The 20647-nt window shown below is 68.9% G+C and carries 19 protein-coding genes and 1 riboswitch; of the genes, 14 read left to right on the top strand and 5 right to left on the bottom strand.

The window, feature by feature from the left end:
• Positions 1-250: 250 nt before the first annotated feature.
• Positions 251-1891, bottom strand: coding sequence for a gamma-glutamyltransferase family protein (locus ACFIMZ_RS16310; protein WP_431820403.1), 1641 nt, complete (start codon positions 1889-1891; stop codon positions 251-253).
• 211 nt (positions 1892-2102) lie between these two features.
• Here ACFIMZ_RS16310 and ACFIMZ_RS16315 point away from each other — a divergent pair, with 211 nt between their 5' ends.
• Positions 2103-2882 carry a DeoR/GlpR family DNA-binding transcription regulator gene (locus ACFIMZ_RS16315; protein ID WP_010090759.1) on the top strand — a complete coding sequence of 260 codons (780 nt, stop codon included), beginning with the start codon at positions 2103-2105 and terminating at the stop codon, positions 2880-2882.
• Positions 2883-3187: 305 nt separating this feature from the next.
• On the top strand, positions 3188-3385 hold the full coding sequence (locus tag ACFIMZ_RS16320; RefSeq protein ID WP_059612197.1) for a phage tail assembly chaperone: 198 nt from the start codon (positions 3188-3190) through the stop codon (positions 3383-3385).
• Between the two features lie 62 nt (positions 3386-3447).
• Here the strand turns inward: ACFIMZ_RS16320 and ACFIMZ_RS16325 are convergent, their stop codons facing one another.
• Positions 3448-3813 carry a hypothetical protein gene (locus tag ACFIMZ_RS16325; protein ID WP_431820404.1) on the bottom strand — a complete coding sequence of 122 codons (366 nt, stop codon included), beginning with the start codon at positions 3811-3813 and terminating at the stop codon, positions 3448-3450.
• A 162-nt stretch (positions 3814-3975) separates the two neighbouring features.
• On the opposite strand from ACFIMZ_RS16325, the gene glpD reads away from it, so the two are divergent.
• The 4 genes from glpD (at position 3976) to ACFIMZ_RS16345 (ending at position 8763) form a co-directional block, all read left to right on the top strand.
• Positions 3976-5499 (top strand): glycerol-3-phosphate dehydrogenase, encoded by a 1524-nt coding sequence (gene glpD / locus ACFIMZ_RS16330; RefSeq protein WP_431820405.1) that lies wholly within the window; start codon positions 3976-3978, stop codon positions 5497-5499.
• Between the two features lie 80 nt (positions 5500-5579).
• Positions 5580-7082 carry a glycerol kinase GlpK gene (gene glpK / locus ACFIMZ_RS16335; protein ID WP_431820406.1) on the top strand — a complete coding sequence of 501 codons (1503 nt, stop codon included), beginning with the start codon at positions 5580-5582 and terminating at the stop codon, positions 7080-7082.
• Positions 7083-7163: 81 nt separating this feature from the next.
• On the top strand, positions 7164-7880 hold the full coding sequence (locus ACFIMZ_RS16340) for an MIP/aquaporin family protein (RefSeq protein ID WP_084905327.1): 717 nt from the start codon (positions 7164-7166) through the stop codon (positions 7878-7880).
• 196 nt (positions 7881-8076) lie between these two features.
• A complete protein-coding gene (locus tag ACFIMZ_RS16345; RefSeq protein ID WP_431820407.1) occupies positions 8077-8763 on the top strand; it encodes an HAD family hydrolase in 687 nt (228 codons plus the stop codon).
• A gap of 266 nt (positions 8764-9029) precedes the next feature.
• Here the strand turns inward: ACFIMZ_RS16345 and ribB are convergent, their stop codons facing one another.
• The 3 genes from ribB to ACFIMZ_RS16360 form a co-directional block, all read right to left on the bottom strand.
• Positions 9030-9752, bottom strand: coding sequence for a 3,4-dihydroxy-2-butanone-4-phosphate synthase (ribB, locus tag ACFIMZ_RS16350; protein ID WP_431820408.1), 723 nt, complete (start codon positions 9750-9752; stop codon positions 9030-9032).
• Between the two features lie 117 nt (positions 9753-9869).
• Positions 9870-10020, bottom strand: a riboswitch (FMN riboswitch).
• Positions 10021-10109: 89 nt separating this feature from the next.
• Complete coding sequence (locus tag ACFIMZ_RS16355; RefSeq protein ID WP_431820409.1) at positions 10110-10799, bottom strand: helix-turn-helix domain-containing protein; 690 nt, start codon at positions 10797-10799, stop codon at positions 10110-10112.
• A gap of 183 nt (positions 10800-10982) precedes the next feature.
• Positions 10983-12158, bottom strand: a complete 1176-nt coding sequence (locus ACFIMZ_RS16360) for an MFS transporter (RefSeq protein WP_431820410.1) — start codon at positions 12156-12158, stop codon at positions 10983-10985.
• A gap of 148 nt (positions 12159-12306) precedes the next feature.
• Here ACFIMZ_RS16360 and ACFIMZ_RS16365 point away from each other — a divergent pair, with 148 nt between their 5' ends.
• The 8 genes from ACFIMZ_RS16365 to lnt all read left to right on the top strand — a co-directional run bounded on the left by ACFIMZ_RS16365 (position 12307) and on the right by lnt (position 20596).
• Complete coding sequence (locus ACFIMZ_RS16365) at positions 12307-13239, top strand: LysR family transcriptional regulator (protein WP_431820411.1); 933 nt, start codon at positions 12307-12309, stop codon at positions 13237-13239.
• Between the two features lie 215 nt (positions 13240-13454).
• Positions 13455-14828 (top strand): tRNA (N6-isopentenyl adenosine(37)-C2)-methylthiotransferase MiaB, encoded by a 1374-nt coding sequence (miaB, locus tag ACFIMZ_RS16370; protein WP_010090748.1) that lies wholly within the window; start codon positions 13455-13457, stop codon positions 14826-14828.
• A 26-nt stretch (positions 14829-14854) separates the two neighbouring features.
• Entirely contained in the window at positions 14855-15901 is a 1047-nt protein-coding gene (locus ACFIMZ_RS16375) for a PhoH family protein (RefSeq protein WP_431820412.1), read from the top strand.
• Positions 15902-16050: 149 nt separating this feature from the next.
• A complete protein-coding gene (gene ybeY / locus ACFIMZ_RS16380; protein WP_431820413.1) occupies positions 16051-16830 on the top strand; it encodes an rRNA maturation RNase YbeY in 780 nt (259 codons plus the stop codon).
• A 15-nt stretch (positions 16831-16845) separates the two neighbouring features.
• Positions 16846-17478 carry a gamma-glutamylcyclotransferase gene (locus ACFIMZ_RS16385; RefSeq protein ID WP_431820414.1) on the top strand — a complete coding sequence of 211 codons (633 nt, stop codon included), beginning with the start codon at positions 16846-16848 and terminating at the stop codon, positions 17476-17478.
• Positions 17479-17533: 55 nt separating this feature from the next.
• The gene (locus tag ACFIMZ_RS16390; RefSeq protein WP_431820415.1) at positions 17534-17683 is read left to right on the top strand and encodes a hypothetical protein; all 150 of its coding nucleotides are present in this window, start codon (positions 17534-17536) and stop codon (positions 17681-17683) included.
• 301 nt (positions 17684-17984) lie between these two features.
• A complete protein-coding gene (locus ACFIMZ_RS16395) occupies positions 17985-18872 on the top strand; it encodes an HlyC/CorC family transporter (RefSeq protein WP_431820416.1) in 888 nt (295 codons plus the stop codon).
• Between the two features lie 62 nt (positions 18873-18934).
• Positions 18935-20596 carry an apolipoprotein N-acyltransferase gene (gene lnt, locus ACFIMZ_RS16400; RefSeq protein ID WP_431820417.1) on the top strand — a complete coding sequence of 554 codons (1662 nt, stop codon included), beginning with the start codon at positions 18935-18937 and terminating at the stop codon, positions 20594-20596.
• Positions 20597-20647: the final 51 nt, after the last annotated feature.

Genomic DNA, 20647 nt, shown 5'->3' on the forward strand with positions numbered 1-20647 from the left:
GCGGCGCGGGCGACAGTCATCCCGGATGCGGCCTATTGCTTGACGTTATTAGAAGAAATGGGTCCGGCCGACCATTCCGGCATCTTAGCCGTACTTTAATGATCGTGCTTCAGAGCACTGACCGCGCCGGCCAGGCGCAGTTCCGCGCCGGCCATTGCGGTTCGTCAGAGGAGACTGTCGAGCACGTGGCGCACAGACCAAACGGGCGGCCGTCCGGCCGCCCGTCGGGGACGCGTGTGGAAGGGAACCGTCAGAAACCGGCGGCGAGTCCGTCGCGCCGGCTGTCGCTCGCGGCTACGTAGCCGCGGTCGGGATCGTCCCGGTCGAGCCGCCACACGAACTGGCCGGAGCCGAAATCCATGTAGGGATCGTCGACCGACTTGATCGTATGGCCGCGCGCCGCGAGCGCGCCGACCGTCGCGCGATCCATGCTCGACTCGACGTCGAGCGTGAAGTCGCGGTTGACCTTCCAGCGCGGCGCGTCGCACGCTGCCTGCGGCTGCTGGCCGTAGCCGAGCATCCGCACGATGGTCTGCAGATGGCCCTGCGGCTGCATGTCGCCGCCCATCACGCCGAAACTCATCACCGCCTCGGTGCGGCCGTCGACTTCTTCGGTCACGAACGCCGGAATGATCGTGTGGAACGGCCGCTTGCCGCCCGCGACGACGTTCGGCGACGCGGGGTCCATCGAGAAGCCGTACCCGCGGTTCTGCAGCGCAATCCCGGCGCCCGGCACGACGAGGCCCGAGCCGAAGCCCATGTAGTTGGACTGAATGAAGCTCACCATCATCCCGCGCTCGTCGGCCGCCGACAGATAGATCGTGCCGCCCGACGGCAGCCGGCCGTGGCCGAAGTGCGTCGCGCGCGCCGGGTCGATCCGCTTCGCGCGTTCGGCGAGGTACGCGTCGTCGAGCATCTGCTCGGGCGTGACCTCCATCGCGCGCGGGTCGGCGACGTAGCGGTAGACGTCCGCGAACGCGAGCTTCATCGCCTCGATCTGCAGGTGCTGCGATTCCGGCGAATCGACCGGCCACTCGGCGACGCCCGCGTGCTCGGCGATGCCGAGCGCGATCAGCGCGGCGATGCCCTGCCCGTTCGGCGGGATCTCGTGAATCGTATGGCCGCGAAAGCGCTTGCCGATCGGCTCGACCCATTCCGGCCGGTACGCGCGCAGGTCGGCTTCGGTCAGTGCGCCGCCGCCGTCGCGCGCGAACGCGGCGATCCGCTCGGCGAGCGCGCCCTCGTAGAATGCGCGCGCGCCGTCCTTCGCGAGCGTGCGCAGCGTCTGCGCATGGCCGGGCAGGCACACGCGCTCGCCCACCTCGGGCGCGCGGCCGCGCGGCATGAACGTGTCCGCGAAGCCCGGCAGCCCTTTCAGCTCGGGCACCGCGGCCGCCCACTTGTGCGCGACGATCGGCGGCACCGCATAGCCGCGCTCGGCGATCTCGATCGCCGGCTCGAGCAGGTCCGCGAACGGCAGCGAACCGAATTTCGCATGCAGCGCCTCCCAGCCCGCGACGACACCCGGCACGGTGACCGTGTCCCAGCCGCGCGTCGGCTTGCGCGCATGGCCCCGCGCGTCCTCGCCATGACGCCGGCGGAAATAGTCGACGTTCCATGCGGCCGGCGCGACGCCCGACGCATTCAGCCCGTGCAACCGCCGGCCGTCCCACACGAGCGCGAACGCATCGCCGCCCAGCCCGCACGACACCGGCTCGACCACCGTGATCGCGGCCGCGGCGGCGAGCGCCGCGTCGACCGCGTTGCCGCCCTTCCACAGCATCCGCAAGCCGGCCTGCGCGGCCAGCGGATGCGACGTCGACACGACGTTGCGCGCGAACACCGGGATGCGCGTCGTCGGATACGGGTTGTGCCAGTTGAAGCCGGTCATCGATTCCACCTCGTCGGAAACTGAATGAGCGCGCGAACGCGGACAATCCGCCATTGCAGCGTGATCGGCACGGTCGCGCAAATTCATTTGTCACATGAATCCATGCATCGCGCGCATGAATCATCGGCAGCGCGCCGGCCGGGCGCGCCCGGCTTGGCGGCCGAACACCCTTACAATACCCGCTCCGTGTTCACGCCTTCGACATCGAGCCATGACCCGAGACCCTCGCCTCACCCTCAACGCGCGCCAGCAGGAATTGCTCGAATGGGTGCAGCGCGACGGCTTCGTGACCGTCGACGATCTCGCCGCGCACTTCGCGGTAACGCCGCAGACGATCCGCCGCGACGTCAACTGGCTCGCCGACCTGAACCTGCTGCGCCGCTATCACGGCGGCGCGAGCCTGCCGACCAGCTCGGAGAACGTGTCGTACACCGCGCGCCAGCGGATGTTCCACGACGAGAAGCGGCGCATCGCGGCGCTCGCCGCGTCGCACATCCCCGACCAGGCGTCGCTGTTCATCAACCTCGGCACGACGACCGAGGAGGTCGCGCGCGCGCTGAACCGCCATCACGGCCTGCATGTGATCACCAACAACCTGAACGTCGCGTCGATGATGAGCGGCTATCCGGACTGCGAGGTGCTGATCACGGGCGGCATCGTGCGGCCGTGGGACAAGGGGATCGTCGGCGAGCTGGCGATCGACTTCATCCGCCAGTTCAAGGTCGATTACGCGATCATCGGCACGTCGGCGATCGAGACCGACGGCACGCTGCGCGACTTCGACACCCGCGAGGTGCGGGTCGCCGAGGCGATCATGCAGCATGCGCGCACGGTCTACCTCGTGGCCGACCATTCGAAGATCGGCCGCCCGGCGCTCGTGCGCCAGGGGCACCTGAGCCAGGTGCACGCGCTCTTCACCGACAAGCCGCTGCCGCCGGACATGGCGGAGACGGTCGCCGCCGCCGGCACCCAGGTGTACGTCGCGGAATGACCGTCGCGATGCTGCGCCGCACACAAAACTTCAAGTGGAATCAAGAAGTTGGCGGCACAGCAAGACCGCTTGCCGCGCATCCTTCTGTCAATTGGAAAATTAATGGGGCGCGATTTGGCGTTGTCCGCGCGCTCGACTAGACTCCAGTTCCCCGGCCTGTTCGCCCGTCCCGCCCGTGCCAACGCACGGGCGTTCCGTTGGGCCGGCGAAAGCAGCTTTTCCCCCCAAGCCATACCCCCCGCTGGGTATCGCGCACCGGCCACCGAGCCGAGTGCACGGGCAGTCCGGATGCCATGGAGAGAACGATGCTGAGTCCGCATGAATTCGCCACGCTACTGCTTGTGAAGGATGCTCCCGATCAGGCCAACATGGATCGCGATGAACTCGACGCGCTGCTCGAGCAGCAACTCGTCCGGCTCGAAGGGCTCGGTTCGGGACGCAAATACTGCGTGACCGAGACGGGCGACGCGGCGCTGCGATCCATCAAATGCCGCTTTTCCTGACCTGACCGCGGCCGGCTTCCGGCCGCCCCCTCCCTCCTCTCGCCCATCCCGGGCGGCGCCGCTCAGCCGCCGCGCAGTGTCGGATCGACCGCCGCGCGCCAGCCGATGGCCTTCGCGCGCGCGTCGTTGAAATACGCGACCCAGGCGGCCCGCGCCGACGCGTCCGGCGCCGCATAGCGCGCCGAAAGTTCGTTTACGAACGTGCAGTAGTTCGCTTCCGACAGCCCGCGATACCGTTTCGCGACATACGCATCGTAGATCGCCGAGTAGACCGGCTGCGCATCCGCGCCCCAGTCGCGCGCCGTGCCGCCGCACGCCGTCTGCAACGCCACGAACGACGGCGCCCGCCAGCTGCCCCCGAGCGGCGGCGTGCCCGCGCACCCCGCCAGAAGGACGGCGCATACGCCGGCCCACATCCCAATACGCATGATTCACCTCATGAAACGGTCGATTCCACCAGTATCGTCCGGGATCGCCCGGCACGCCACCCGCCCCTCTTTTTCGAACTTTACTTTTTCGAATTCGTTCGTTAAATTTCGAATTCGAACATTTCTTGTTCGTCAATTTCCATCAGACGATAAGGACAGCAGGTGACCCAACCGAATCGCTACGATCTGCTCGTCGTCGGCGGCGGCATCAACGGCGCGGGCATCGCGCGCGATGCGGCCGGCCGAGGCCTGTCGGTCATGCTCTGCGAGCAGGACGATCTCGCGTCGCACACGTCGTCGGCCAGCACGAAGCTGATCCACGGCGGCCTGCGCTATCTCGAATACAACGAATTCGGGCTCGTGCGCAAGGCGCTGCAGGAACGCGAGACGCTGCTGCGCGCGGCGCCGCACATCATGTGGCCGCTGCGCTTCGTGATGCCGCACATGCCGAACCTGCGTCCGGCCTGGCTGATCCGCATCGGCCTGTTCCTCTACGATCACCTCGCGAAGCGCGAGCTGCTGCCCGGCTCGCGCGGCATCGACATGCGCCGCCACGCGGCCGGCGCGCCGCTGATCGATTCGATCAAGCGCGGCTTCGTGTATTCCGATGGCTGGGTCGACGACGCGCGCCTGGTCGTGCTGAACGCGCTCGACGCGAAGGAGCGCGGCGCCGAGATCCTCACGCGCACCAAGCTCGTGTCCGCCGAGCGGGCCGGCGACGAATGGGAAGCGCGGCTGCAGCTCGCGGACGGCTCGATTAGCGTCGTGCGCGCCCGCGCGATCGCGAACGCGGCCGGCCCGTGGGTCGGCGACGTGCTGCACGGCGCGCTCGGCCGCGGCGCGCAGCACAGCGTGCGGCTCGTGAAGGGCAGCCACATCATTACGCGCCGCCTGTTCGATCACGACCACGCGTACATCTTCCAGAACCCGGACAAGCGGATCATCTTCGCGATTCCGTACGAGCGCGACTTCACGCTGATCGGCACGACCGACGTCGAATACACGAACGATCCGGCCAAGGTCGCGATCGACGGCAACGAGACGCAATACCTGTGCGAGTCGATCAACCGCTACTTCAAGCGCAAGATCTCGCCGGCCGACGTCCACTGGACGTATTCGGGCGTGCGGCCGCTGCTCGAGGACGAGAACGCGGCCAACGCGTCCGCCGTCACGCGCGACTACCGGCTCGAGATGGACGACGGCGCGGGCGCGCCGCTGCTGTCGGTGTTCGGCGGCAAGATCACGACGTTCCGCAAGCTCGCCGAGGAAGCCGGCGACCTGCTGTGCCGCGCGCTCGGCCGTGACGCCGCGCCGTGGACCGCCGGCGCGCCGCTGCCGGGCGGCGACATCGCCAACGCGAAATTCGACGCGTTCGCCGCGCAATTCGCGGCGCGTCATCCGTGGCTGCCTGCCGAGCTCGCGCGCCGCTATGCGCGCGCGTACGGCACGCGCGCGGAACGCGTCGTCGGCAATGCGAAGTCGCTCGCCGAGCTCGGCGCGGCAATCGCGCCGGGCATCCACGAAGCCGAACTGCGCTACCTGCGCGACGTCGAATGGGCGACGCGCGCACAGGACGTGCTGTGGCGCCGCTCGAAGCTCGGCCTGCACGTTGCGCCGGGCACGCTCGACGCGGTGACGGCCGCGCTCGACGCGTGGTTCGCCGCCGCGCACGCGCAACACGCCTGACCGTTTTCGACTCACCCAAATCGCGCCGCCTCGTGCGGCGCGAATCACAACTAAGCCAACTACGGATGGAGATGAGAGACATGCAGGAACAGTACATCCTCGCGCTCGACCAGGGCACGACGAGCTCCCGCGCGATGCTGTTCGATCGCCAGGGCAACATCGTGTCGACCGCGCAGAAAGAATTCGAACAGATCTACCCGCAACCCGGCTGGGTCGAGCACGACCCGCAGGAAATCTGGTCGACGCAGGCGGGCGTCGCGGCCGAGGCCGTGACCCGCACCGGCCTGAACGGCACGTCGATCGCCGCGATCGGCATCACGAACCAGCGCGAGACGACGATCGTCTGGGATCGCGAGACGGGCCAGCCGGTCTACAACGCGATCGTCTGGCAGGACCGCCGCACCGCCGACTTCTGCGACTCGCTGAAGGCGCAGGGCCTCGAAGCGAAGGTGCGCGCGAAGACCGGCCTGCCGATCGACGCGTACTTCTCCGCGACCAAGATCCGCTGGATCCTCGAAAACGTGCCCGGCGCGCGCGACCGTGCTCGCCAGGGCAAGCTCGCGTTCGGCACCGTCGACAGCTGGCTCGTGTGGAACTTCACGAAGCACGAGCTGCACGTGACCGACGTGACGAACGCGTCGCGCACGTTGCTGTTCAACATCCATACGCGCCAGTGGGACGACGAGCTGCTCGAGCTGTTCGACATTCCGCGCAGCATGCTGCCGGAAGTGAAGGCGTCGTCCGAGATCTACGGCCACACGAAGACCACCGTGTTCGCGTCGAAGATTCCGCTCGCCGGCATCGCGGGCGACCAGCAGGCGGCGCTGTTCGGCCAGATGTGCACGACGTCGGGCATGGTGAAGAACACCTACGGCACCGGCTGCTTCCTGATGATGAACACCGGCGACAAGCCGATCGAGTCGAAGAACAACCTCGTGACGACGATCGCGTGGCAAATCGGCGACGACGTGCAGTACGCGCTCGAAGGCAGCATCTTCATCGCCGGCGCGGTCGTGCAGTGGCTGCGCGACGGCATGGGCATCATCAAGAGCGCATCCGAGATCGAAGCGCTCGCGGAAAGCGTGCCGCACACCGACGGCGTCTACCTCGTGCCTGCGTTCGCCGGCCTCGGCGCGCCGCACTGGAACGCCCGCGCGCGCGGCTCGCTGTTCGGCGTCACGCGCGGCACGACGTCCGCGCACCTGGCCCGCGCGGCGCTCGATTCGATCGCGTACCAGTCGCTCGACGTGCTCGCGGCGATGGAGGCCGATTCGGGCATCAGCGTCGGCGAACTGCGCGTCGACGGCGGCGCGAGCGCGAACAACCTGCTGATGCAGTTCCAAGCGGACCTGCTCGGCGTCGACGCGGTGCGTCCGCAGATCACCGAGACGACCGCGCTCGGCGCGGCCTACCTCGCGGGTCTCGCGATCGGCTACTGGAAGAACCTCGACGAACTGCGCAGCCAGTGGCAGCTCGACCGCCGCTTCTCGGCGTCGATGCCGAAGGAGCAGGTCGAACGGTGCATGACCGGCTGGCAGCGCGCGGTGCGCGCCGCAAAGGCGTGGGCCGACGACGCGCAGTAACCATTCGTCATCCATAACGAATACAAAAACGACCGGCGGACCGCGCGGCGCGCGAGTCCGCCACGACATACGAGAGACAACATGTCACCTTATTTCGCAGAATTCATCGGCACCGCCATCCTCGTGCTGCTCGGCAACGGCGCGGTCGCGAACGTGCTGCTCGCCAACACCAAGGGCCGCGGCGCGGACCTCATCGTGATCGTGTGGGGCTGGGCGATGGCGGTATTCGTCGCCGTCTACGTGACCGCGTCGTTCAGCGGCGCGCACCTGAACCCGATCGTGACGATCAGCCTCGCGCTCGCGCACAAGTTCGCGTGGTCGAAGGTCGGCGGCTACATCCTCGCGCAGATGCTCGGCGGAATGGCGGGCGCGCTGCTCGTGTGGCTCGCGTATCGCCAGCACTTCGCGAAGGAAGCCGATCCCGACCTGAAGCTCGCGGTGTTCTGCACCGCGCCCGCGATCCGCAGCGTCCGTCACAACGTGCTGACCGAAGCGATCTGCACGTTCGTGCTGATCCTCGGCGTGCTGTACCTCGCGTCGCCGCAGGTCGGCCTCGGCGCGCTCGACGCGCTGCCCGTCGGCCTGCTCGTGCTCGGCATCGGCATCTCGCTCGGCGGCCCGACCGGCTATGCGATGAGTCCCGCGCGCGACCTCGCGCCGCGCCTCATGCACGCGCTGCTGCCGATCCCCGGCAAGCGCGACAGCGACTGGCGCTACGCGTGGATTCCGGTGATCGGCCCGCTGATCGGCGGCTCGCTCGCGGCCGGCCTGTACCTGACGCTGCACGTGCCGCACTGACCGGCGGCCCGCATCGCCGAAGCAACGCAGCCCGCGCGCCACAAGGCCGCGGGCTGTTTCACTGTGGCGCCCGCCGCGACCGGCCCCCGGCGTCGGCAAGGGCCGCCGCTCGGTCCGAACCTGCGCGCCGTCGCCCGGCAAAGCACGTATCATGGCGGCTGACAGGCGTCGCCGACGCCCCTGCTTCTTCACCATCATGCTCGATCACCTTATCTGCGACTGCGACGGCGTGCTCGTCGACAGCGAAGTCATCGCCGACCGCGTGCTGCTCGACACGCTGTCCGCCACGTTCCCGCACATCGATTTCGAGGCCGCCGCGAAGACCGCGTTCGGCCAGCAGACGTCGCGCTTCCTCGCCGGGCTCGAGACGCGCTACGGCATCACGATGCCCGACAACTTCATCGAGACGATCGAGCACAACATCGAGGCCGGTCTCGCGCAATCGCTCGCGCCGATCACCGGCGTGCGCGACGCGCTGCTGAAGGTGAGCCTGCCCGCGGCGGTCGTGTCGAACAGCCGCCTCGCGCGCGTGCGCAGTTCGCTCAAGCGCGCCGCGCTCACCGAGATCTTCGGCGAGCGCGTGTTCAGCGCCGAGCAGGTCGCGCGGCCGAAACCCTACCCCGACGTCTACCTGCATGCGGCGCGCACGCTCGGCGTCGCGCCCGGGCACTGCATCGTCGTCGAGGACAGCGTGTCGGGCCTGAACGCCGCACGCGCGGCCGGGATGAAGACGATCGCGTTCGTCGGCGCGAGCCACATCCCCGACAACTACGCGGATGCGCTGCGCGCGATGGGCATCACGCGGATCATGCGGAAGATGGACGAGCTGCCGTCGCTCGTCGCCGCCGGCGTGCGCGGCGAGTTCGGCGACGTGCAGTCGTAATGCCCGGCGGCGGCCGTCGAACGGCACGCCGCCGGAAACCCGACGCGCCGCCATTTGCGGAGCCCGACGAGGATATCGCCGACCGGGCCGGATTGATTGAATGACCGCCGGCGTCGAGCGCCGGCCGCCTTCCGAAGGCATGCGAACGATCATCGACGCCTTCGAGGATGGAAAGTCAGGGTGGCGACCGGCGCGGCGGATATCGGCGAATGTCCACTTTCCTCACGCGGCTTCACGCATCCACGCACGGCCGGATCGCGTGCGCGCTACGCGTCGCTCACGCAGCACTCACGCGCGGTCGCAAGCGCCTCGCGGAATTCGACCAGCTCCGCGATCGTCAGCATCGGCAGGCCGTGCTGCTGCGCGAAACGCGCGACGTCGTCGCCGCGCGTCATCGTGCCGTCCGGGTTCATCAGCTCGCACAGCACCCCGGCCGGCTTCAGCCCCGCGAGGATCGCCAGGTCGACCGTGCCCTCGGTGTGGCCGCGGCGCGCGAGCACGCCGCCCGGTTGCGCACGCAACGGAAACACGTGGCCCGGGCGCACGATGTCGTGCGGCGCCGCATCGTCGGCGATCGCCGCGCGGATCGTCGTCACGCGGTCGGCCGCCGACACGCCGGTATGCACGCCTTCGCGCGCCTCGATCGACACGGTGAACGCGGTGCCGTTGCGGCTTTCGTTGGTCTGCACCATCGGCGGCAGCGCGAGCGCGCGCACCTTGTCGTCGGTCAGGCACAGGCAGACGATCCCGCTGCACTCGCGGATCAGCAGCGCCATCGTTTCCGGCGTGATCCGCTCGGCCGCCACGATCAGGTCGGCTTCGTTCTCGCGGTCGTGATCGTCCTGCAGCACGACCGCGCGGCCCGCGCGCAACGCGTCGAGCGCGGCGGCGATGCGCGGCGGCACCGGTTCGGAATCGAGCAACGGGAGATCGGCGAAGGCGTCGGCAGGCGCCGACGAATGGGACAAAGCAGCGGAAGTAAAGGACATGTGAAACGCTCCTCGCAATACGATGTGGGCGAAAAACGTTTCAGGGCATTGCAAACAGACAGAACGACAACCCGCTTCGCACGCACGGCGAAGCGGCCCTGACGGACATGACTATCTGCACATCTTCTCTCATCCGGACTGTGACCGTCGGCTCTGGCATTCGACCAGATCTGCTGACCCCGCGCATGACGCACGGGCGCTCGCGGGCTCGCCGGCTTGACGCCAGCCTACCGCCGGTGGGGAATTCCGCCCCGCCCTGAAGACGCACTGATTGCCGGACGAACCGGCGGGCAAAGCATACAACAGCCGCACGCGCGACGCAGCGAACGGCACCTAAAACCTTACTGACGACCCCGTCTAATGTGCGCCTGCCGCATGCGCCGCATCCGGCACGAGCCAGCGCGGCGGCACCTCCGGGCTCACCGTCACGCGAAACGCGCGCGCCTCGCTGTCGCCCGGATTGCGCAGGCTGTACGGCTGGTCGGCGTCGAACACGATCGCATCGCCGGTCGCGAGCAGCTGGCGACGATCGTGCACGCTCACCTCCAGCGTGCCTTCGCTGACCACCAGGTTGATCGTCGTGCCCGGCGCGCGGCGCACGCCCGTTTCGGTATGCAGCGGCGCGATCCGCAGCTCGTGGAACTCGGCCGCGGCCGGCTCCCCTTCCGGATGCAGCGCGCGCGCCGAGAAGCGCCCGTTCGAGCTGACGACGCGCGACGCGCGGTCGGCCGCGAGATGCTCGAAGCCGTTCACCGCATGGCGGCGCAGGAACGCCGCGACCGATACCTTCAGCGCTGCCGCGATCTTGCACAGCACCTTGATCGACGGCACGCTGCGCGCCGATTCGATCTGCGCAAGCATCGCGCGCGACACGCCGGACAGCCGCGCGAGCGCATCGAGCGACAGCTGCCGCTCGGCGCGCAGCCGCGCGAGATTGACGCCGACGACCTGCTCGAGCGCATCGAGCGACGCCTGCGTCCGGACATCGGCGGCTTCGCCGGACTCCACGGAAGACACATCGCGCACCAGCGCCAGGGGTGAATACATAGGGCTTGCCTCCGGGCCGCGACGCGGCCCTGCGAATGGGATAAGCGGGTGGGAATCGGATTGCGCATCGATCGAAGCGCGTACCGAGACGCTATCACCCGCCCCCGCACCGGCAAACGAAGTTATCTTCACACCGTTATCAGCATCGCGGAGGAATGCGTATCGTCGCGGCCCGTTCCGACGCTATCGCGCCGCCGCCGCAGCGCCGCGAGCCGGGCCGCGTGCGTCGAGCCGCGCCGCGAGCCACGTGACGACGAGCGCCGCGCAGGTCACCGCGGCCGCGACCCACGGCAGCGCGTCGAGCGCGATGCCGTGGCCGAGCGCGAGGCCGCCGAGCCACGCGCCGCCGGCATTGCCGACGTTGAACGCGCCGATGTTGAGCGTCGACGCGAGATGCGGCGCGCTCGCCGCCTTCTCGACGACGCGCGCCTGCAGCGGCGGCACCGTCGCGAACGCGGCGATCCCCCACACGAACACGGTGAGCACGGCCGCGACCGGCAGATGGCTCGTCTTCGCGAACACGGCCATCACGGCCATCAGCGCGACGAGGATCGCCATCAGCGACGGCATCAGCGCGCGGTCGGCGAGCTTGCCGCCGAGCATGTTGCCGATCGTGAGGCCCGCGCCGAACAGCACGAGGATCAGCGCGACCGCGCGCGGCGAGAAGCCGGACACGCTCTCGAGGATCGGCGCGATATAGGTGAACACGACGAACACGCCGCCGAAGCCGAGCACGGTCATCAGCAGCGCGAGCCACACCTGCGGCTCCTTCAGCACCCGCACTTCGCGCCCGAGTCCGATCGGGCCGCCGTCGTGGCGGTTCGGCACCAGCGCCGCAATGCCCGCGAGCGACGCGACGCCAAGCGCCGCGACGATCCAGAACGACGCGCGCCAGCCGAGCAGCTGGCCGACGAACGTGCCGAACGGCACGCCGAGCACGTTCGACAGCGTGAGGCCCGTGAACATCAGCGCGATCGCGCTCGCGCGCTTGTCGGCCGGCACGAGCGACGCGGCGACCACCGCGCCGATCCCGAAGAACGAACCGTGCGCGAACGACGTGACGACGCGCGCGACCATCAGCATCGCGTAGCCGGACGCGGTCGCGCACAGCACGTTGCCGACGATGAAGATCGCCATCAGCAGCTGCAGCGCGGCCTTGCGCGGCATGCGGCTCGTCAGCACCGCGAGCAGCGGCGCGCCGACCGCGACGCCGAGCGCGTAGCCGGTCACGAGCAGCCCGGCGGACGGCAGCGACACCGCCAGATCGTGCGCGACCTCGGGCAGGAGGCCCATGATGATGAATTCGGTGGTGCCGATGGCGAAGGCGCTGATCGCGAGCGCCAGCAACGGGACGGGCATGGTGGTCTCCGGGAGCGGGAGGCGCGGCGCCGGAACGCTGCCGCGCCGCACACAATATGACGGGATGTGCGCGCATTCTCCTGAATCCGCCGATTTTTGATAATTGGCGTAGCATTTGAATCATTTTCAAAATTTATTGGAAAATCGGATGGACCGACTGGGCGATATCCGGCTGTTCGTCGAGGCGGCGGAACTGGGCAGCCTGTCCGCCGCCGGACGCAAGCTGAACCTGACGCCGGCCGCCGCGAGCGCGCGTCTCGCCAAGCTCGAGGCGCAGATCGCGACCCGCCTGTTCGAACGCTCGACGCGGCAGCTGCGGCTCACCGACGAGGGCCGCCTGTACCTGAACTGCTGCCGGCAGGCGCTGCAGGCGCTCGACGATGCGGATGCGATGCTGCAGGCGGGCCGCAATGTCGTCGGCGGCAAGGTGCGGCTGTCGTCGACGTCCGATTTCGGCCGCAACCAGCTGCTCGACTGGCTGGACGCATTCACCGCGCAGCATCCGGACGTGACGTTCTCGCTGACGGCGGCCGATTCCTCGTTGAACCTCTGGCAGGACGAGATCGACCTCGCGATCCGCTTCGCCGCGCCGCCCGACAGCGCGCTGATCGCCCGCCGGCTCGCCGCGAACCGGCGCGTGCTGTGCGCGTCGCCGGCTTTCGTCGCGCGGCACGGCGCGCCACGCGATCCGCACGACCTGGCCCGCTTTCCATGCATCGTGATCACGCTCACATCCGGGCCGCTGAACGCGTGGCGCTTCACGCGCGACGACGAGGTGCAGACCTATACCGTGCCGCTCGCGAGCGCGTTCGAGACGAACGACGGCGGCCTCGCCCGCGAGTGGGCGCTGCGCGGCCACGGGATCGTGCAGAAGTCGATCTGGGACGTCGCGGACGACGTGCGCGGGGGGCGGCTGCGCGTGCTGCTGCCCGACTGGCGGCAGGAGGACGCGCCGCTGCACGCGCTCCATCACAGCCGGCGCTACATGGCGCCGCGCGTGCGCGTGCTGCTCGATTTCCTCGCCGAACGCTTCGCGCGCGAGGAGGCGGCGCTCGACGACCTGCTGAATGCGTGCCGCTGAGCGCCCGATGGCCCGTCGCCGGGGTCCGACCCACGGCCGCCGCCGTCGCACGCGCCCGCACCCGGCCGGCCGTTCCGCGCGGGATGAAAAGCTATAATAGAAAGCTTTCCCGACGGTCTCTTCCCCGCGGCGGCGCTTGCGCCGCGCGGCGGGCGGCCGTCCCGATTCACCCTAGACGACGCCCCCAGGTCAACCACTGCGAACGGCGAATCCCCATGACGAAAAAAGTTTACGTAAAGACCTTCGGCTGCCAGATGAACGAGTACGACTCGGACAAGATGGTGGACGTGCTCAATGCCGCCGAAGGCCTCGAAAAGACCGACACTCCGGAAGACGCGGACATCATCCTGTTCAACACCTGCTCGGTGCGCGAGAAGGCGCAGGAGAAGGTGTTCTCCGACCTCGGCCGCGTGCGCGAGCTGAAGGAAGCGAAGCCGGACCTGCTGATCGGCGTCGGCGGCTGCGTCGCGAGCCAGGAAGGCGCGTCGATCGTGTCGCGCGCGCCGTACGTCGACCTCGTGTTCGGCCCGCAAACATTGCACCGCCTGCCGCAGATGATCGACCAGCGCCGCGCGAGCGGCCGCGCGCAGGTCGACATCACGTTCCCCGAAATCGAGAAGTTCGACCACCTGCCGCCCGCGCGCGTCGAGGGCCCGAGCGCGTTCGTGTCGATCATGGAAGGCTGCTCGAAGTACTGCAGCTACTGCGTGGTGCCGTACACGCGCGGCGATGAGGTGTCGCGCCCGCTCGACGACGTGCTGACCGAAGTCGCGGGCCTCGCCGACCAGGGCGTGCGCGAAGTCACGCTGCTCGGCCAGAACGTGAACGCCTACCGGGGCGCGCTGACGGCCGGCTCGTCCGAGATCGCCGATTTCGCGACGCTGATCGAATACGTGGCCGACATCCCCGGCATCGAACGGATCCGCTACACGACGTCGCATCCGAAGGAATTCACGCAGCGCCTGATCGACATGTACGCGAAGGTGCCGAAGCTCGTGAACCACCTGCACCTGCCGGTCCAGCACGGCTCCGACCGGATCCTGATGGCGATGAAGCGCGGCTACACGGTGCTCGAGTACAAGTCGGTGATCCGCAAGCTGCGCGCGATCCGCCCCGACCTGTCGCTGTCGACCGACCTGATCGTCGGCTTCCCCGGCGAGACCGAGGCCGACTTCGACAAGATGATGGCGCTCGTGCACGAGATGAGCTACGACACGAGCTTCTCGTTCATCTACAGCCCGCGCCCCGGCACGCCGGCCGCGAACCTGCACGACGACACGCCGCGCGAGGTCAAGCTCAAACGCCTGCAACATCTGCAGGCGACCATCGAGGAGAACGTCGCACGCATCAGCCAGTCGATGGTCGGCAAGGTCGAGCGCATCCTCGTCGAGGGGCCGTCGCGCAAGGACCCGAACGAGCTCGCGGGCCGCACCGAGAACAACCGGGTCGTCAACTTCCCGGCGCCGCTCGCGTCGCACCCGCGCCTGATCGGCCAGATGATCGACGTGAAGATCAATCACGCGTATCCGCACTCGCTGCGCGGCGAGCTCGTGCTCGCGCACGACGACGCCAGCACGGCCACGCACTGACGTTCCACCAGGAGCCCGACGCCACTTTGAAAGCCACCCAAGCACTGGAATTCACCGCGCCGCGCGACGACAACGCGCGCCTCGCGAATCTCTGCGGCCCGCTCGACGAGAACCTGCGGCAGATCGAACAGGCACTCGACGTCACGCTGCAGCGGCGCGGCCACCGGATCGCGATTCGTGGGCGCGGCGCCAAGCTCGCGCTCACGGCGCTCGAAAACTTCTACAACCGCTCGCGCGATCCGCTGTCGGTCGACGACATCCAGCTCGCGCTCGTCGAGGTGCGTCACACGGGCGGCAACGGCCGCGTCGAAGACACGCTCGACGTGCGGTTCCGCGGCGACCCCGACCATCCGTTCGACGAGCCGGTGATGCGCGTCGACGACGAAGAGCTCGAGGAGCCCGCGCCGAAGCTGTACACGCGCCGCGCCGACCTGCGCGGCCGCACGCCCGCGCAGCGCGAATACCTGAAGCAGATCCTGTCGCACGACGTCACGTTCGGGATCGGCCCGGCCGGCACCGGCAAGACCTATCTCGCGGTCGCGTGCGCGGTCGACGCGCTCGAGCGCGACCAGGTCAAGCGCATCGTGCTGACGCGCCCGGCCGTCGAGGCCGGCGAGCGGCTCGGCTTCCTGCCGGGCGACCTCGCGCAGAAGGTCGATCCGTACCTGCGGCCGCTGTACGACGCGCTGTACGACCTGCTCGGCTTCGACAAGACCGCGAAGATGTTCGAGCGCCAGATGATCGAGATCGCGCCGCTCGCGTACATGCGCGGCCGCACACTGAACCACGCGTTCATCATCCTCGACGAGGCGCAGAACACGACGCCCGAGCAGATGAAGATGTTCCTCACGCGGATCGGCTTCGGCTCGAAGGCCGTCGTGACCGGCGACACGAGCCAGGTCGACCTGCCGCGCGCGCAGAAGAGCGGCCTGATCGAGGCGCAGCAGGTGCTCGGCGGCGTGCGCGGCATCGCGCTCACGCGCTTCACGAGCGCCGACGTGGTCCGGCACCCGCTCGTCGCGCGCATCGTCGAGGCGTACGACGAGTTCCACGCGCAGCACAAGGACGACTGACGCGCCCGCGCGTCACGCCCGGCCCGGCCCGCCCCACGGCGCGCCGGGCTTTTTTTCGGCTGCGCGGCGCACGGGCGCCGCTCCGGCCGAATTCGGGCGGGATTGGCCGTTTGGTGTATCCTCATCGCGTTCCAATTGCCCGACGCGTCATGAAATCGTCCCGCTCCCGCAAGTCCGCCCGCGCCGACCAGGCCACGTCCGAAACGCTCCGTCTTTCGCTGTTCGATGCGAAGGGCAAGGTCAAGTCCGTCGACGCGCAGGGGCTGCGAATCGATTTTCCCGACGGCCGCAGCCTGATGTTCGACCTGTCGGGCGCGTCCGGTGAAGCCGCCGTCGCGATCGTCGCGCAGCACGCCGATCCGTCGATGCGCGCGAAGCTCGCGCTCCAGCCCGAGCACTACGACAGCATCACGCTGCACGTCGGCGCCGAACCCGCGCCGCGCGACGTCGGCCTCGATGACGAAGCGATCCGCGATCCCGAGCTCGACCTCGCCGTCCAGTACGGCGACGAGATCACCGGCGACGTGCGCAAGGCGTGCCCCAAGCGCAAGCTGATCGCCGAATGGATCGCGCCCGCACTGTTCGCCGACGCGCAACTCACCGTGCGCTTCGTCGGCGACGAAGAAGGCCGCTCGCTGAACGACAGCTACCGCCACAAGGACTACCCGACCAACGTGCTGACCTTCGCGTACGACGAAGCGCCGGACGGCACCGTGATCGGCGACCTCGTGCTGTGCTGCCCGGTCGTCGAGAAGGAGGCGCGCGAGCAGGGCAAGCCGCTCGACGCCCACTACGCGCACCTGCTCGTGCACGGCGTGCTGCACGCGCAAGGCTACGACCACGAGACGAGCGACGAGGACGCCGCCGAGATGGAAGCGCTCGAAGTCGACATCCTCGCGAAACTGGGCTTCCCGAACCCGTACCGGTAAGCCGCCCCGCCCCCGATGCGCAACGCCGCCACGCTCCCGCCCGCGTACCCGCCGTCGATCGGCGAGGGACGGCTGCTGACGGAAGACGAGCTCGCGGCGTCGCTCGCGCACACGATGCGCGACTGGGACGGCCGGCAGGATCTCTGGCTGTTCGGCTATGGGTCGCTGATCTGGAATCCCGGGCTGCCGACCGTCGATGCCGTGCGCGGCAAGGTGCACGGCTATCACCGCGGCCTCTATCTGTGGTCGCGCGTGAACCGCGGCACGCCGGAGCGCCCGGGCCTCGTGCTGGCGCTCGACCGCGGCGGCTCGTGCAGCGGCATCGCATTCCGGCTCGCCGGCGCGACCGCGCAGCCGCACCTCGAAACGCTGTGGAAACGCGAGATGCCGATGGGCTCGTACCGGCCCGCGTGGCTGCCGTGCTCGCTCGGGAACGGCGAACGCGTGATGGCGCTCGCGTTCGTGATGCGGCGCGACGCGCCGACCTACACCGGCAAGCTGCCGGACGGCGTCGTGAAGGAAGTGCTCGGCTGCGCGTCCGGGCGCTACGGCACGACGCTCGACTACGTGAGCCGGACCGTCGACGCGCTGCGCGCGAGCGGCATCCCGGATCGCGCGCTGGAAGGACTGCTGGCACGCTGCCGCTGACGCGCCGCACGGCCGCCCGCCGGCACCGCCCGTTCATCTTCGAAGGACGCCCGCCATGACCTCGCCCCGCTGGCTGCGCTGCAAAGCCGTCGCACTGATCGTCGTCGCGAGCGTCGCGCTGTCCGGCTGCGGCGTGTTCGGCTGCAGCGGCGCCGCGACCAATGGCGGGGCGGGCGGCGGCTGCTCGGCCGGCATGCGGTTCTGAACTCGGCGGCCCGCCGCCAGCGACATAGCGACATATCGTCGCCCCCCGCTGCTCCGGCCCGAAAAAGACGCCCGACCGGCCGGTCTGCCAGGAATTTCGTCCGCCGCTGCCCCGCCGCGTATTTCTGAGATAGGATGGAAACGACAGGACGGCGTGGCGCCGAGCCCGCCTGTCCCCGAGCGGGGCTTGCGCGGCTGCCCGCCCCGGCCGGATGGCCGGGGTGACACGGCCGCGCCTTGCCCTTGGTGTATCCTTGCCAATTCCGTGACAGCGCGCCCCGACGTGAACCGGGCGCACCACCATGAACGATTCGTATCCCAGTCGAAAGTCCAACGACAAACCACATGAAAAGCGCTCGCTGCTCGAGCGCCTGACCGACTTCATCTCGCCGGAGCCCGAATCCCGCGGCGAGCTGCTCGAAATCCTCCAGGACGCGCACGAACGCAACCTGATCGACGCCGATTCGCTGTCGATGATCGAGGGCGTCTTCCAGGTGTCCGACCTGTGCGCCCGCGACATCATGGTGCCGCGCGCGCAGATGGACGCGATCAACATCGCCGACAAGCCCGAGGATTTCATCCCGTTCGTCCTCGAAAAGGCGCACTCGCGCTACCCCGTCTACGAGGAAAACCGCGACAACGTGATCGGCGTGCTGCTCGCGAAGGACCTGCTGCGCTTCTATGCGGAAGAGGAATTCGACGTGCGCGGGATGCTGCGTCCTGCCGTGTTCATCCCGGAATCGAAGCGCCTGAACGTACTGCTGCACGACTTCCGGGTCAACCGCAACCACCTCGCGATCGTCGTCGACGAATACGGCGGCGTCGCGGGCCTGATCACGATCGAGGACGTGCTCGAGCAGATCGTCGGCGACATCGAGGACGAATACGATTTCGACGAGGAAGCCGGCAACATCATCTCCGGGCCGGACGGCCGCTACCGCGTGCGCGCGCTGACGGAGATCGAGCAGTTCAACGAGGCGTTCGGCACCGATTTCCCCGACGAAGAGGTCGATACGATCGGCGGCCTGATCACGCACCATTTCGGGCGCGTCCCGCACCGCGGCGAGAAGCTGCAGCTCGGCAACCTCGTGTTCGAGATCCAGCGCGGCGACGCGCGCCAGGTCCACGTGCTGCTGGTGCGCCGCAGTCCGCTCGCGAGCCGCCGCGCCGAGACGTCGCACGAAGACTGACCCCCTGACCGCCGCGCCCCGCGCGGCGTCTCCACCAACCGCTTCGCCACCCTTCGAATCGCATGGACGAGCCGATCCCGTCCCGCCCGGCAGGCGGCCTCCTCGCGCCGGCGCCCGGCCGCACGCTGCCTCGCTGGCACTACCCCGCCGCGCTGCTCGCCGGCGCGGCCAATACCCTGACCTTCGCGCCGACCCCGCACGGCGGCTGGCTGCAGCTCCTGGTATTCGTCTGGTTTTTCGCGCAGCTCACGCGCACCGCGAGCTGGAAGAGCGCGGCGCTGACAGGCGGCGCGTTCGGCTTCGGCAACTTCATCTCCGGCATCTGGTGGCTCTACATCAGCATGCATGTGTACGGCGAGATGGCCGCGCCGCTCGCCGGCGCCGCGCTGTTGCTGTTCTCGCTGTTCCTGTCGCTATACCCGGCGTTCTCGGCCGGGCTGTGGTCGTTCTGCGCGGGCCACGCGTGGCACCGCCGCGAACCGGACCCGCGGCCGTTCGCGCCGACCTGGCACGGCGCGTTCGCGTTCGCGAGCGCGTGGGCGCTCGGCGAATGGCTGCGCGGCACCGTCTTCACCGGCTTTCCGTGGCTCGCGAGCGGCTATCCGCAGGTCGACGGCCCGTTCGCGGGCTTCGCGGCGATCGTCGGCGTGTACGGGATCGGCTGGCTGCTCGCGCTGTTCGCCGCGCTGGTCGTGCAGGCGCTCGCCGCCGCCCGTCAGCCCTCCGCGCGGCAGGCCGGTAACGGCGGCGACCGGCGCGTGCGCATCGCGGCGCCGGCCGGTGTCGCGCTCGCGCTCGTCGCGGCCGGCATCGCGCTGTCGCAGGCGACGTGGACCGTGCCCGCGAACGCGCCGCTCACGGTCCGGCTGCTGCAGGGCAACGTGAAGCAGGACATCAAGTTCGAGCAGGCGGGCATCGACGCGGCGATCAAGATGTACACGCAGATGATCACCGACAAGCCCGCCGACCTGATCGTCACGCCCGAGACGGCGATCGCGGTGATGATCCAGGAATTGCCCGAGCCGTTCGCGCGCGCAGTGCGCAAGTTCAGCGACAGCACCGGCTCCGCGGTGCTGTTCGGCGCGGTCGGCGCGTCGGTCACCGACGACGGGCGCTACGTCGACTATACGAACAGCCTGTACGGCGTGACGCCGAATTCGCGCGACATCTATCACTACGACAAGCACCACCTCGTGCCCTTCGGCGAATTCATCCCGTGGGGCTTCCGCTGGTTCGTCGACCTGATGAAGATGCCGCTCGGCGATTTCGCGCGCGGCGCGCCGGTGCAGAAGCCGTTCCTCGTGCGCAACCAGCCGGTGATGGCCGACATCTGCTACGAGGACATCTTCGGCGAGGAGATCGCCGCCACCATTCGCGACAACCCGCAGCCGCCCGGCGTGCTCGTCAACGTGACGAACCTCGCGTGGTTCGGCGACACGATCGCGCTCGACCAGCACCTGCAGATCGCGCGGATGCGCGCGCTCGAGACCGGCCGGCCGATGCTGCGCGCGACCAACACGGGCATGACGGCCGCGATCGACGCGCGCGGCCGCGTGCTCGGCCAGCTCAAGCCGTTCACGATCGGCTCGCTCGACGTGCGCATCGAAGGCACGAGCGGCTTCACGCCTTACGTGACGAGCGGCAACGCTGCCGTGCTCGCGGTGTCGTTCGTGCTGCTCGCGTTCGGCTTCACGTTCGGGCCGGGGCTGCGGCGGCGCGGCTGAATCTCGTATCGGTTGCGTGACAGGCAATGCGCGGCTGCATGACGCTCGCCG

Origin of the sequence: Burkholderia sp. F1 (assembly GCF_050813845.1) — a bacterium.
GTDB classification, from domain to species: domain Bacteria; phylum Pseudomonadota; class Gammaproteobacteria; order Burkholderiales; family Burkholderiaceae; genus Burkholderia; species Burkholderia ubonensis.